The sequence below is a fragment of the Streptomyces sp. Tu 2975 genome, assembly GCF_009832925.1.
Lineage (GTDB): Bacteria > Actinomycetota > Actinomycetes > Streptomycetales > Streptomycetaceae > Streptomyces.
This window is the reverse complement of the sequence record NZ_CP047140.1, coordinates 5,685,944-5,698,741: the sequence shown is the minus strand read 5'-3', so window position 1 is coordinate 5,698,741 and position 12,798 is coordinate 5,685,944. Positions and strand designations below refer to the sequence as shown.

Sequence of the window (12,798 nt, the reverse complement as noted above, 5' to 3'; positions counted from 1 at the left end):
GCAGCTCCGGCGGCCTGCCCCGCGCGGGAACGCCTCCGCTACGGACCGTCGTGCGTGAAGGGGGCCCAGAGCATCGGGTTCGTGAGGTCGGCGTCGCGCAGCTCCGCGACGGCACGGTGCAGGGCCACGGCGGCACCGGCCGAGCAGAGGCCGCCGGAGGCGCCGAGGTTGCGGTAGAACGCGGCGGCGACGGCGGGCGCGACCCGGTCCTGGACGGACCACATGGTGGAGACGACATGGCGGAAGCCCGCCATGCGCAGTGCCGCAGCTGTGTGGATGGCCTCGTCCGGCTGCCCGCCGCCCAGCCGGGTGTGGCAGGCGGAGAGGAACGCCAGGTCCGCACCGTTCAGTCGGAGCTCCGCGAAGTCGAGCACGTTCATGTCACCGTCACGCAGGCACAGGCCCGACGTGGCGGGTGCGTTCATGTCCAGCCTGCCGTGGCAGGCGAAGTGCGCCCACGGGTGTCCGGGCAGCTGCTCCCGTACCGCCGCGACGGTGGCCGCGCCGTCGGCCAGGGTGCTCAGCCGCCCCAGGCCGAACACCTCGCGCAGCCCTCGCAGCTCCTCTGGCACCCCCGGCAGGGGCGCGTGGCCCCGCTTCGTGTCGGACAGCGCCACGGCCAGCAGCCGGGGATCGCCGGCCGCCGGGCGCCGCCTTGCGTCGACGAGTGCGGCAAGGGTCGAGGTGTAGGACGACACCACCGCGAACGGCAGCCCGACCGGCTCGGTCCGGTCGGCGCCGGTGCGCGGGTAACGCCCCGCCGCGTGCAGCGGCAGCGACACCAGGGAGGCCGTGGGACACCACCAGATCCGCGGCGGCGCCTCTGACCTGTACGGAAGCTCCAGCCGGTCCAGCACGGGCCGGGCGATCCTCTCCCACAGCCATTCCAGGGTGTCGTGGACGGTGTGCCGCGCCCGTTGCCGGACCCGGCCCGTGGCACCGGGTGCCAGCGCGTCGCCCAGGTGCTCGAGGTAGGTGTTGCAGACCCGGTCCATGGCGCGGAAGTCGACGTCGGGCAGCGGTACGACGTCGACCTGCCCGCCCGGCAGCACGAGGAGCGCGTCGCAGCGCACGGCGCTGATGTTGACGATGACCACGGGGCCCTCCGCCGCCGCGGGAGCGAGTTCGCCGAACGCGGGCGGGGCCAGGAAGCGCTCGAAGCCCGGCAGGCTCCTGACCCGGTCGCGCAGTCGTGTCCAGCGGCGGGCCAGACGCATCCGGGTCTCCGGATCGACCCTGCCGGCACCGTCCAGTGCGGAGCGGATCTCCTCGAACTCCGCCGCGAGGGACGGCTCCCGCGCCGCGAGGGAGGCCAGGTCGTCGCGCAGGTGCAGGGTGGAACGCCACAGCACCGAACGCCCCTGTTCCAGGAGTTCCACCGCCAGCTCCGGCCGGCCCTCGATGATCGCCAGGGCCGCCGCCTCCCTCGGCATCGCCGCCCCGCCGCGCAGACCCTGTTCCTGGTCGGCCCGCTCGAGACCGGTCCAGCCGACGTCCCGCAGCAGGGAGACCGCGACGCGCGCCCCCACCAGGGCGTCGGCTGTGTCGCCGGCCTCATGGGCCAGGCCCGCCCACATCCGGGTGGCGGACAGACGGTCCTGGGGGGAGGAGCCGACGGCGTGCGCCGCCTCCCGGAGCACCGTCAGCGCCGCGTCGCGGTCGGGGCCGTCCGGTGCGTGCAGGAAACGGTTCACGAGCGCCACGCTCAGACCGATCAGCACTTCGGCGCGGTCCACGTCCGTCGTCTCACATGCCGCGACCGCCGCGGTGAAGGCATTCACGGCCTCTTCCACCTCGGCCCGGCCCGGCCCGGTCCCGTCACGCGGACGCAGCAGCAGCGATCCGAGGAGCCGCTGCGCCTCGACCGTGCTCTCCCTGCTCACCGCGGTGGCCGCCGCCTCCCGGGCCGCGACGACCGCGGCGTCCCGGTCACCCTCCTCCTCGAGTGCCGTGGCCAGCAGCAACAGCAGCTTCGGTCGCAGGGCGTGCGAGCGGGGCACGGCGGCCAGCGCGCGACGGGCTTCGTCCGACGAGGCGGAGCGACCGGCCGCGAACAGGGAGTGCATCAGCGTCCGCGGATGGTCCGCGGGCGCCTCCCGAAGGACGGTCCGCGCCTCTTCCGCCACCTCCTCGGCCTCGCGCCGGTCCTGCGACCGGCGCGTGAGGGAGGCCCGGCTGCGCAGCGCCGACGCGAGGTTGGTGGCGGCGTCCGCGCCGTGCCTTGGGTTGTCCGCGGAGCGTGCCGCCGCGCGCAGCAGGGCGACGGCCTCGTCCAGGTCGTCCGGCGAACTCCTGCGCGAGCCCCGCAGGTGCAGCGCCGCACCGAGATTGGTGCGTGACACCGCGTCGTCCGCGGGCAGGCGCCCGACGGCCGCGCGCCCCAGCGCGACGGCCTCGTCCAGGTACCCGTCGACCACGGCCTCCGCGTCCGTACCGCCGGTGCCCGCTGTCGGCCCTGCACCGGTGTCCGGGTTCTGGACGGCCAGCGATGTCAGGGCGCCGCAGAGACTCGCCTCGAGGTGGGCCCGTGATCCCTCGTCGCCGCCCGGCCGCGTCAGCGCCTGCCTGCCGATGTCCACGGCTTGACGCACCGGACCCACGTCGCCGAGGACCTGGGACAGGTCGCGGAGCAGCGCGACGGCAGCCCGTGCGGCGTCCGTGCGCCCCGGATCGTCCGGGGGCCGGGCCGACAGCTCCTCCTGCACCACGGTGACGGCCTCGCGCAGGTCGGCGGTGTGACCGCGCAGGTCGTATCGGTGGCGCAGGACTCCCCGTAAGGCGCCCAGCAGCGTCGCCCGTGCCGGATGCCCCTCGGGCGCCAGGCGCACCCCGTCCCGGGTGATGTTGACGGCCGCGACGAGGGCCGCGTCGTCGCCCGTCTCCTCGAACCGCTTGAACGCCGCCTCCGCCTTCAGGTACTTCACCACCGGCGCCGTCTCCGGGTCCACCGAAGGACCGGCGCGAGCGGCCCTCAGCCTCTGGAGGTTGGCGGCGGCGTGGGGATGGCCCGTGGCGGCGGCGATCCGGAACCACTGGACCGCGTCCGGGTCCTCCTGGTTGTGCAGCAGTACGCCCAGGTTGTTGGCGGCCTCAGGATGCCCGTGGCGGAACGCCTCGGTGTACCAGAGACGGGCCATGTGGATCCGACCGGTCCGCTCCGCGAGCAGTGCCAGGTTGTACATCCCGTTGAAGTCGCCGTACTCCTCAGCGGCTTCCCTGAAGAGCCTCTCCGCCTCCTCGGTACGACCGTGGCGGTCCAACTCGATCCCGTTCAACAGCAGTTGCCGCCCACGGTCCTCCCCCGAGCCGTCGCCCCCGACGTTGCCCCCACCGCTGCCGACCGCCATGAGCCCCCCTTGCCGCGAGTGGTCGAAACAGCACTCAAGGTAAACCGGCGCTCATTACAGTGTGGCCATGTCCGACGCAGCGGCCCCTGCCTATCTCGCCACGACCGACCGTGAACTGACGGACCGTGCCTACGACTTGCTCGAAGCCGGGCAGCTGACGGTGTCGCCGCGCGGCTCGGGCGACGTGTACGGCTTCGTCGTGGCCGGTCCCTGTCCCCGCTGCGACCACCACATCGTCGACCGGCAGGTCTCGGTCGCGCTCACCGGCACCGGCGGCGTGGGCCGTTCCGCGGACGCGAGCCCGGTGGAGTCCGTGGTGCTGGACATCTCCTGCGGCTGCGGCAGCACCCACCGGGACGCCCCGGAGGGCCTGACGGGGTGCGGTGCCAGCTTCCGTCTCGAACTGGACATCGTGTGAACCTGCGGCCCCGCAGGCCGGCCGGTCCGCCCAGTGCGACCGACCTGGCGGAGCGGGACCGGTTCCGGGAGCTGGTGCGCGAGTCGCTACCGGCGGTGCGTGCGAGCGCGGAGGCGTGGCGGAACGGTCTGGCGGCCTTCATCACCCTGATCGGCGCGGCGATCGTGGTCAAGGGGCGGGGCACCACCGCCGAGCTGCCTTTCGGCTGGCGGGTCGCCGTCACCGTGCTCGTCGGTGGCGGACTGGCCCTGGCCGTGGTGGGTCTGTGGCACGCGCTGGCGGCGCAGGCGGGGAACCGGCCGCTCGCCGTGACCCTGGCCGACATCCACCGCGATCACGGCTCGGTGGACGGTTTCGAGGTGGCGACGGCGATACGGGCGGCCCGGCGGCTCACCCGTGCCCGCCGTGCCGTCGCGGTGGCCCTCGCGCTGCTGTTCGCCGGCACGGCGCTCACCTGGTGGGCGCCTGCGGCCCGGTCCGGGTTCCTGAAGGTGACACACGGTTCGGGGACCACCTGCGGCGTGCTGCTGTCGGCCGACGGCGCCACGGTCCGCCTGTCCGTGGCCGGGCGGGCGGGCCCGGTCGAGATCCCGCTCGCGTCGGTCGACAACATGGCCGTGGCCGGCGCCTGCCCGTAGGCCGGCCTGCGACGTCCCGTCCGGTCCGCGTCGGCGGTCTGCGAGGGCCCGTCGGCGGCCTGTCGGTGATCTGTCGGCCGTCTGTCGGCGCGGGCGGACACCGTGGTCCCCATGACGCGAATCGACAAGAACGCCGTCGAGGTACGAGGCCTCGTCAAGCACTTCGGGGAGACCAAAGCGCTCGACGGGGTGGACCTCGACGTCCGCGAAGGCACGGTCCTCGGGGTCCTCGGCCCAAACGGCGCCGGCAAGACCACCCTCGTACGCTGCCTCTCCACGCTGATCGTCCCCGACGCCGGCCACGCCACCGTCGCCGGCTACGACGTGGTTCGGCAGCCCCGTCAGCTGCGCCGCACCATCGGGCTCACCGGCCAGTACGCCTCGGTCGACGAGAAGCTGTCCGGACGGGAGAACCTGTACATGATCGGGCGGCTGCTGGACCTGTCCCGCAAGGACGCCGGCCGCCGCGCGGAGGAACTGCTGGAGCGCTTCTCGCTCGCCGAGGCCGCCAAGCGGCCCGCAGGGCAGTACTCGGGCGGCATGCGGCGCCGGCTCGACCTGGCCGCCTCGATGATCGGCCGGCCGGCGGTGCTCTACCTCGACGAGCCGACGACGGGGCTCGATCCCCGCACCCGCAACGAGGTCTGGGACGAGGTACGGCGGATGGTCGTCGAGGGCGCGACCGTGCTGCTCACCACCCAGTACATGGAGGAGGCCGAACAGCTCGCGAGCGAGCTGACCGTCATCGACCGCGGCCGGGTCATCGCGGGCGGAGCCGTGGACGAACTGAAGGCCAAGGTCGGCGGGCGCACCCTGCAGATCCGGCCGAGCGACCCGGCACAACTCGCCACCATGGCACGGGCGGTGACCGAGGCCGGGCTGGACGGCATCGGAGGCGTGTCGGCGGTGCCGGACGAAGGACAGCTGTACGTACCGATCCTCAGCGACGAGCAACTGACCGCGGTCGTCGGTGTGCTGAGCACCCACGGCTTCCGGATCGCGCACATCGGCACCCATCTGCCCAGCCTGGACGAGGTGTTCCTCGCCATCACCGGCGGCAAGACCCCGCCCGCACCCGTCGGCACCACGATCCCCGAGGAGGTCGCGGCATGAACGCGGCAACCGTCACCGCCCCCGCCGTCGTTCCCCGCGCGGAGGGGAGGATCGGCCTGCGGGCCAACCTGCGGCACATCGGCGCCCTGGTGCGCCGCAACATCATGCAGATCAAGCAGGACCCGGAGTCGATGTTCGACGTCCTGCTGATGCCGATCGTCTTCACCCTGCTGTTCGTGTACGTCTTCGGCGGCGCGATCTCCGGCAAGGGGAACCAGGACGTGTACGTCAACTACGTGGTCCCCGGGCTGATGGCGATGATGGGCCTGAGCATCGCGATGGCCGTCGGGACGGGCATCAACGACGACTTCAGGAAGGGCGTCATGGACCGGTTCCGGACGATGCCCATCGCCCGGTCGTCGGTCCTCGTCGCGAAGATCGTCGTCGAAGTGGGCCGGATGCTGGTCGCCATCGCGATCCTGCTCGGCGTGGGCTTCCTGCTCGGGCTGGAGATCAAGACCTCCGTGCTCGAACTCCTCGGCGCCGTCGGGCTCTCCCTGGTCTTCGGCGCGTCGCTGACGTGGATCTTCATCCTGCTGGGGCTGACGATGAAGACGGCACAGGCCGTCCAGGGGATGGCGATGCTGGTACTGATGCCCCTGCAGTTCGGTTCGTCGATCTTCACACCGCCGTCGACCATGCCCGGTTGGCTGGAGTCGTTCACCGAGTACAACCCGCTCTCCAACCTCGCGGACGCGGCCCGCGCGCTCATCAACGGCGGGCCGGTGGCCCACTCGGTGTGGATGACGCTGGGGTGGGCCGCCGCCATCACGGTGGTGACGGCACCGCTCGCGATCGCCAGGTTCCGTAAGAAGACGTGACGTTCACTCCGTCCCCCGCACCAAGGCGGCTGCCTCCTCCAACGTGAGGCTGCCGCCCTCGGCGTACGCGTCCTCGAAGGCGGCGTCCCGAGGACGGCGCGGGCGGCTTCCTCGGCGATGCGGCGGTTCTCCCGCTCCATCAAGGCCATGAAGTGCCGCGGTGGAAGCAGCGCTTCGTGCGCGCCGAGCAGCCGGGCAGCGAGCAGGGCGTCACCCTCGCCTGCGATCGCACGGGCCGCCGTCAGGATGTGCACCGACGGAATCTGGGGGGCGACCACCATGGACAACGGCTCCATGGCGTGGACGAGTGCCGTACGGACTCCCTCGCGAGCCTCCGCATAACGGCCGTCGACCGTGTCCAGCCAGGCCAGGGAGCCGATGACGATGCCCTCGAAAATGGCGAGGGTGTCGCTCCTGAGCTCCCGGCGCAGCGTCTCCAGCTCCCTGCGTGCCTCGCCGGTACGGCCGGAGCGGCCGAGCCAGCTCGCGAGCAGCGCCCGGGCCAGTGACCTGGCCTCGTACCCGGTGTCGTGTCCGGCGGAGACCACCTCGCGCAGGATGATCTCCGCCTCCTCCCCCCGGCCGGTCTCCAACAGGATGTTCGCCAGGCGGGCCCGCAGAAGGAGTGCCTGGCCCCTGGCGCCGAGAACGGCGGCGTACTCGACGGCCGCGCGGTAGTCGGCGGCGGCCTCCTCGTACGCGCCCCGCTGCTCATGGGCCTCGCCGCGGGACGAGAGCGCCTCCGCCATACCCCAGGCGTCACCGAGGCGCTCGAAGATCCGCAGACTGCGGTCCGCGTCGCGGTGGGCGTCACCGGCCCACATGCCGCGGTTGGCCAGGATGTTGGCCCGCCACTGGAGGGCATTGGCCAGCTCCCACTCGGGGCCGTACTCCTCCGCGACCCGCACCGTCCGGTCGAGGACACGGCGCAGTTGGTCACCGTCGCCCGTGACCAGTACGGCGTAGAACCACAGTGAGGCGGGAAAGCGGCAGCTCTGCGGCTGGCCCGCGTCGTAGACGTCGACGACGCGGCGCAGCCAGGCGAGCTTCTCCGGAGTGGTCCACTTCTCGGTGCCGTGGTCCATGTTGACCATCCGGATCAGCGCGGCCTGCCGCCGGGCCTCGGCGAGCAGTTCGGGCGTGAGCGGCGGGGGCGAGTCCGTGCACCGCTCGCTGAGCGGCGGCGCAGGGCGCGCGGGCGGCGCGAAGGGGTCGTGGTGGAGGGCGGACACGGCATCGGTCCAATGGCGGGCGTCGGTGCGCAGGTCCTGCATGTGCCAGAACCAGGCCAGGGAGATTACGAGGCACAGCGCCTCGTGCTCGTCGCGGGCGGCGACCGCCCGCCGCAGGGCGGTGCGCAGGTTCTCGTACTCGCGCCGCAGCAGGGCGAGGGCGGCGTGCTGGCCGTGGCCTCGGAGCCGGGGGTCGGTGGTACGGGCCAGCTCCCGGTAGTGCACCAGGTGCCGGCGCTCGGCCCCGGCCCGCTCCCCGGCCTCGTCGAGCCGTTCGGCGGCGTACTCGGCGACCGTCTCGAGCAGCCGGTACCGCATCCGCCCGTCGGTGGCGGGCTCGGCGACGACGAGCGACTTGTCGACAAGGGCGCCGACCACGCCGGCGATGTCACCCACGTCCCCGGTCCCGGTGGCGCTTCCGCCCGGGGCCGGCGCCGCGCAGACCGCTTCCGCCGCCGGAAGGTCGCAGCCGCCGGTGAAGACCGACAGCCGGCGCAGGACGGCCCGTTCCTCGGGGGTGAGCAGGTCCCAGGACCAGTCGACGACCGCGCGGAGCGTCTGCTGGCGGGGCAGGACCGAACGGGCGCCGCTCGTCAGAAGCCGGAAGCGGTCGTCGAGACGGTCGGCGATCTCGCGCGCGGTGAGCATCCGCAGCCGCGCCGCGGCCAGTTCGACGGCGAGCGGCAGCCCGTCGAGGCGACGGCAGATCTCCGCGGCCGCCGCGGCGGTCTCCTCGTCCGCGTCGACACGGAAGCCCGGCCTGGCGGACGCGCCCCGGTCGGCCAGCAGCCGCAGCGCCGTCGCGTCCGGGAGCGGACCCACCGGGCGGACCTGCTCGCCCGGGACCCCGAGCGGTTCGCGGCTGGTGGCCAGGATCGTCAGACCGGGACAGCTGCCCAGCAGGCGCTCCGCCAGCAGCGCCGCGGCCTCGACGACGTGCTCGCAGTTGTCGAGCAGCACCAGCATGCGGCGCCGGGCGCAGTGCTCGGCGAGACGCACGAGCGGGTCGGCTCCGTGCGGGTCGGCGGCACGCAGCTCCTCCGCGCCCGCGCCGCGCAGCACCGTCTCCCGCGCGCCGAGCGCCGTGAGCACCGCCTCGGGAACGGCCGACGGGTCGGCGACGGGCGCGAGTTCGGCCAGCCAGACGCCGTCCGGCCAGGGGCTGCCGGACCGGGCGGCCGCCAGTTCCGCGGCCTCCTGCGACAGCCGCGTCTTGCCCGCGCCGCCGGGCCCGAGCAGGGTCACCAGCCGGGCCCGGGACAGGTCCTCGCGGATCTCGCGCAGTTCGTGTTCGCGGCCGACGAAGCTGGTGAGCCGGGCGCGGAGGTTGCCCACGGGGGTGGCTGGGGCCGGCGGGTTCAGCAACTCGGCGTGCAGTGCGGCCAGTTCCGGGCCCGGGTAGGTGCCGAGCCGTTCGGCCAGCTCACGGCGTACCTCCTCGTACGCCGCCAAGGCCTCGGCGGGCCGGCCGGTGTCGCGCAACGCCCGGATCAGCAGGGCCTGGAGCCGTTCGTCGAGCGGATGCGCCTCGCACAGGGCCATCAGCTCCGGAACCGCGGCCGCGGCACCGCCGAGGCCGAGCGCCGCGGCGATCCGCACCCGGCGGGCGTCCAGCCTGCGGGCCTCCCACCGTGCCTCGGCCGCGGTGCGGTCCGGCAGGTCGGCGAGCGCCGGTCCCCGCCACAGCGCGAGGGCGTCGTCGAGGAGGGCCGCCGCCTTGGCCGCGTCGCCGTCCTCGAGCGCCCGGGCGCCCTCGGCGGTCAGCCGGTCGAACCGGTGGAGGTCCACGTCGTCGCGGTCGGCGCAGAGCCGGTAACCTCCGTCGGCCAGCGTGACCGCCTCGGGCCCGAGCGCGCGGCGCAGCCTGCCGACGAGCGCCTGCAGCGCGCCGGCCGGATCCGCGGGCGGGTCCCCGTCCCACACCTCGTCGACCAGCACGTTCGCGGGGACCGTGCGCCCTGCCCGGAGGGCGAGCGCCGCCAGCAGGGCACGTAGCCGGACGCCGCCGGGCGCGACGGGCGTGCCGTCGTCGCGGACGGCCTGTGTGGTGCCGAGCAGGAGATAGCGCACCGGCCCATTGTCCCTGCATCCTCCGCGCACCGACCGCCGCGCCGGTGCCACCTGCGTACCGCCGCGTCCGGCCCTGTGCCGCCCGCGTGGCGGGCGGCGTCCGCGTGCCGGTCGCCGGGACGGACGGTGACCGCGAACCGGCCGTCGCGCCTGCGGCCCCGCCGGCCGACCGCCGGGCGAGCACCGCCCGGGCCGACCGTCATGCCCTGTGCCGCCGCGTGCTCGCCTGCCTGGCCGATGGCACCGACCGCGTACCCGCCGCCGGGCCGCTGCCGCCGCATGCCGACGCCACCGGGCGGTGACCCCGAACCTGCCGTCGCGGCTGCGCGCAGCACGTACCGACCCGCCGGGCAAGCACCGTCCGCGAACCGGCCGTCGCGGCGGTGGTGAGCGCCGGCCGACCGCCGCGCCGGTGTCGCCGCCGCCCCGCCGGGGCAGGCGCAGGAACCGGGAACGGCGCCGGGACGTTTGACCCCGTGGCGCCGGTGCGGTCTACTCCGCACACCCGCCCGCACCCCCGCCGCACCACAGGAGCCGCGTTCATGACCACCGCCGCCAGGCGCCGCAGCGACAGCGCCATCAGTCCCGTCTTCCTCGGGATCGCCGCGGTGATGGCGGTCACCGGCTGGGCGGTATGGACCGACTTCGCGGCCAGCCCGGGGCTGGCCGTCTTCCTCTTCGTCGTCTCCGCCTGGATCGTCTCGCTGTGCCTGCACGAGTACGCGCACGCCCGCACCGCGCTGCACGGCGGCGACATCTCCATCGGCGCCAAGGGCTACCTGACGCTGAACCCGCTGAAGTACACCCACGCTCTGCTGAGCATCGTGCTGCCCGTCATCTTCGTGATCATGGGCGGTATCGGTCTGCCTGGTGGCGCGGTCTTCATCGAGCGGAACCGCATCAGCGGCCGCTGGAAGCACAGTCTGATCTCGGCCGCCGGCCCGCTGACGAACGTGCTGTTCGCCGCCGTGTGCACCGCCCCGTTCTGGCTGGGCGCGCTGGACGGCGTCCCGGTCACGTTCCGCTTCGCGCTGGCGTTCCTCGCGATGCTCCAGGTCACGGCCGCGATCCTGAACTTCCTGCCGGTCCCGGGCCTGGACGGCTACGGCGTGATCGAGCCCTGGCTGTCGTACAAGGTGCGCCGGCAGGTCGAGCCGATCGCCCCGTTCGGGCTGATCATCGTCTTCGTGGTCCTCTTCATCCCCGAGGTCAACGGCATGTTCTTCGACGCCGTCTACGGGATCATGCAGGCCCTCGGGGTGGACGAGCTCGGCATCTACTGCGGCCGGGACCTGTTCGAGTTCTGGAACGGCCGGAACGACTTCTGCGCGGTCCCCGCCTGACGGGTCAGGCGGAGCCGGACCCGGCGGCCCGCTCCGCCTTCGCCCGGCGCAGGTAGTACCAGGCCATGTTCGAGGCGAGGCCCGCGAGCAGCACCCACACGATCCCGAGCCACATGCCCTGCACGAAGGAGATCACCGCCGCGACGACGGCAAGGGCGCAGACGGCGAGGGAGTAGAGAGCGAGGCGGGGCATGGGGTACGGCTCCTGTCGGGTCCTGCGGGTGGTTCGGCCCTCCAGTGTCCCCCATCCGTCCCCCCGCCCGCCCGTCTCCCCCGTGCGCGTCCCCGCCCGCGGGCCCTCGCCGGTGCAGGACACGCCTGGACGGGTCCTACACGTCGGTGACGCGCAGCCCCGCGTGTGCCTTGTAGCGGCGGTTGACCGAGATCAGGTTGGCGACGAGCGACTCGACCTGATGGGCGTTGCGCAGGCGGCCCGCGAAGACGCCCCGCATGCCCGGGATACGGGCGGCCAGCGCCTGCACGATGTCGGTGTCGGCGCGGACCTCGCCCAGCACCATCACATCGGTGTCGATCTCCTCGATCGACTCGTCCTGCAGCAGCACGGCGGAGAGATGGTGGAACGCCGCCGTCACCCGTGAGTCGGGCAGCAGGACGGCGGCCTGCTCGGCGGCGCTGCCCTCCTCCGGCTTGAGCGCGTACGCGCCCTTCTTGTCGAAGCCGAGCGGATTGACGCAGTCGACGACGAGCTTGCCGACGAGCTCCTTCTGCAGCGTCTCCAGCGTCTTGGCGTGTCCGTCCCACGGCACGGCCACGATCACCACGTCGCTGCGCCGCGCGCACTCCGCGTTGTCGGCGCCCTCGATGCCGAGTCCCAGCTCCTGGGCGGCGGCCTCGGCGCGCTCCACGGAACGGGAACCGATGATCACCTTCTGGCCGGCCCTGGCCAGCCGGTAGGCCAGTCCCCGGCCCTGGTCGCCGGTGCCGCCGAGGACGCCGACGACGAGGCCGGAGACGTCGGGAAGGTCCCAGGGGTCCTTGGCGGGCGCCTTGGGCACGGAGCCCGGAGTTTCAGTACCACGAGTAGTCATGGCCCGACCTTACTTCCCGGTACTGCCTCCCGATCGGGTGAGCCGTGCCCGACCGGACCGCACCGCGCGGCGGTGCGGTGCAGGATGCCGGTCCATGGATGCCGTACGCGTCGCGCTGCTGCGCGAAGTCCTCGCCGGGACCCAATGGCCCGCGGCGGCCCGCCGGTTCGCCGGGGCTCTGCGCTCCTCCGTGGTGCCGCGCGGCGGCGGGCTGCTGCTGGTGGGGACGCGGCAGTACGAGCCGTGGCACATGGCCGCCCACCTCGTCGACGAGGCGGCATGGTCGGGACAGCCGGAGCTCGCCCCGACGCTCGTACGGCACAGGGTGGACGCCGGCGACCCGGCGCATCTGGCCGTCGGGCTGGGCAGGCTCGAGGCGGCCCGGCGCGGCGAGACCCTGCTGCTCGTGGCCCCCGCCGCACCTGACCCGGGCCTGCTGGAACGGGTCCACGACGCACGACGGGCCGGGGCGACGGTCCTGGCCCTCGACGGCGGCGACCCCGAGGTGCGGGGGCTGGCGCACGAGGCGCTCACCGTGCCGGGCCCGGACCACGCGGACGGGGCGGCCGAGATCGACATCGACACGGTGCAGCACCTGGTGAGCGCGGCGGCCGGCGAGAACTGCGTGCCCGCGCCGCGCGGCCCCTCGCGCTTCAGGGACCGGCTGTCGCGTCTCGCGGACCAGCTGACGGCGCCACCACCGCCCCGCTGGTGACGCCGGGGGAAAATCGGTTGCCCGGGGCCATCAGCGGACCGAACATGGCCAC

Annotated in this window: 9 protein-coding genes and 1 pseudogene; 6 read left to right on the top strand and 4 right to left on the bottom strand. The window is 73.7% G+C overall.

Features of this window, described 5'->3' with window-relative positions:
• Positions 1-38 precede the first annotated feature (38 nt).
• The gene (locus tag GLX30_RS25280; protein ID WP_159692633.1) at positions 39-3,347 is read right to left on the bottom strand and encodes a CHAT domain-containing protein; all 3,309 of its coding nucleotides are present in this window, start codon (positions 3,345-3,347) and stop codon (positions 39-41) included.
• Between the two features lie 67 nt (positions 3,348-3,414).
• Here GLX30_RS25280 and GLX30_RS25275 point away from each other — a divergent pair, with 67 nt between their 5' ends.
• The 4 genes from GLX30_RS25275 (at position 3,415) to GLX30_RS25260 (ending at position 6,337) form a co-directional block, all read left to right on the top strand.
• Positions 3,415-3,765, top strand: coding sequence for a hypothetical protein (locus tag GLX30_RS25275; RefSeq protein WP_159692631.1), 351 nt, complete (start codon positions 3,415-3,417; stop codon positions 3,763-3,765).
• Positions 3,762-4,403, top strand: a complete 642-nt coding sequence (locus GLX30_RS25270; protein WP_159692629.1) for a hypothetical protein — start codon at positions 3,762-3,764, stop codon at positions 4,401-4,403. The genes GLX30_RS25275 and GLX30_RS25270 overlap by 4 nt, the downstream gene beginning before the upstream one ends.
• Before the next feature lie 111 nt (positions 4,404-4,514).
• Positions 4,515-5,516, top strand: coding sequence for an ATP-binding cassette domain-containing protein (locus GLX30_RS25265; protein WP_159692627.1), 1,002 nt, complete (start codon positions 4,515-4,517; stop codon positions 5,514-5,516).
• Entirely contained in the window at positions 5,513-6,337 is an 825-nt protein-coding gene (locus GLX30_RS25260; RefSeq protein ID WP_159692625.1) for an ABC transporter permease, read from the top strand. Before GLX30_RS25265 ends, GLX30_RS25260 begins: the two co-directional genes overlap by 4 nt.
• A 3-nt stretch (positions 6,338-6,340) precedes the next feature.
• On the opposite strand, the pseudogene GLX30_RS25255 reads toward GLX30_RS25260, so the two are convergent.
• Positions 6,341-9,639, bottom strand: a pseudogene (locus GLX30_RS25255) (BTAD domain-containing putative transcriptional regulator).
• Positions 9,640-10,181: 542 nt separating this feature from the next.
• On the opposite strand from GLX30_RS25255, the gene GLX30_RS25250 reads away from it, so the two are divergent.
• Positions 10,182-10,982 (top strand): site-2 protease family protein, encoded by an 801-nt coding sequence (locus tag GLX30_RS25250; RefSeq protein ID WP_159692623.1) that lies wholly within the window; start codon positions 10,182-10,184, stop codon positions 10,980-10,982.
• 4 nt (positions 10,983-10,986) lie between these two features.
• Here the strand turns inward: GLX30_RS25250 and GLX30_RS25245 are convergent, their stop codons facing one another.
• Positions 10,987-11,175: a hypothetical protein gene (locus tag GLX30_RS25245; RefSeq protein WP_159692621.1), complete on the bottom strand. Its 189-nt coding sequence runs from the start codon at positions 11,173-11,175 to the stop codon at positions 10,987-10,989.
• Positions 11,176-11,311: 136 nt separating this feature from the next.
• Positions 11,312-12,031 carry an NADPH-dependent F420 reductase gene (gene npdG / locus GLX30_RS25240; protein ID WP_159692619.1) on the bottom strand — a complete coding sequence of 240 codons (720 nt, stop codon included), beginning with the start codon at positions 12,029-12,031 and terminating at the stop codon, positions 11,312-11,314.
• A 94-nt stretch (positions 12,032-12,125) separates the two neighbouring features.
• Between npdG and GLX30_RS25235 the strand changes: the two genes are divergently transcribed.
• Complete coding sequence (locus GLX30_RS25235; protein WP_159692617.1) at positions 12,126-12,746, top strand: hypothetical protein; 621 nt, start codon at positions 12,126-12,128, stop codon at positions 12,744-12,746.
• Positions 12,747-12,798 lie beyond the last annotated feature (52 nt).

What these genes read in the sequence shown, in the direction of transcription:
- GLX30_RS25235 (WP_159692617.1), top strand. Translation starts at nt 12,126, where the DNA reads ATGGATGCCGTACGCGTCGCGCTGCTGCGCGAAGTCCTCGCCGGGACC.
- GLX30_RS25280 (WP_159692633.1), bottom strand. Translation starts at nt 3,347, where the DNA reads ATGGCGGTCGGCAGCGGTGGGGGCAACGTCGGGGGCGACGGCTCGGGG.
- GLX30_RS25265 (WP_159692627.1), top strand. Translation starts at nt 4,515, where the DNA reads ATGACGCGAATCGACAAGAACGCCGTCGAGGTACGAGGCCTCGTCAAG.
- npdG (WP_159692619.1), bottom strand. Translation starts at nt 12,031, where the DNA reads ATGACTACTCGTGGTACTGAAACTCCGGGCTCCGTGCCCAAGGCGCCC.
- GLX30_RS25250 (WP_159692623.1), top strand. Translation starts at nt 10,182, where the DNA reads ATGACCACCGCCGCCAGGCGCCGCAGCGACAGCGCCATCAGTCCCGTC.
- GLX30_RS25260 (WP_159692625.1), top strand. Translation starts at nt 5,513, where the DNA reads ATGAACGCGGCAACCGTCACCGCCCCCGCCGTCGTTCCCCGCGCGGAG.
- GLX30_RS25275 (WP_159692631.1), top strand. Translation starts at nt 3,415, where the DNA reads ATGTCCGACGCAGCGGCCCCTGCCTATCTCGCCACGACCGACCGTGAA.
- GLX30_RS25245 (WP_159692621.1), bottom strand. Translation starts at nt 11,175, where the DNA reads ATGCCCCGCCTCGCTCTCTACTCCCTCGCCGTCTGCGCCCTTGCCGTC.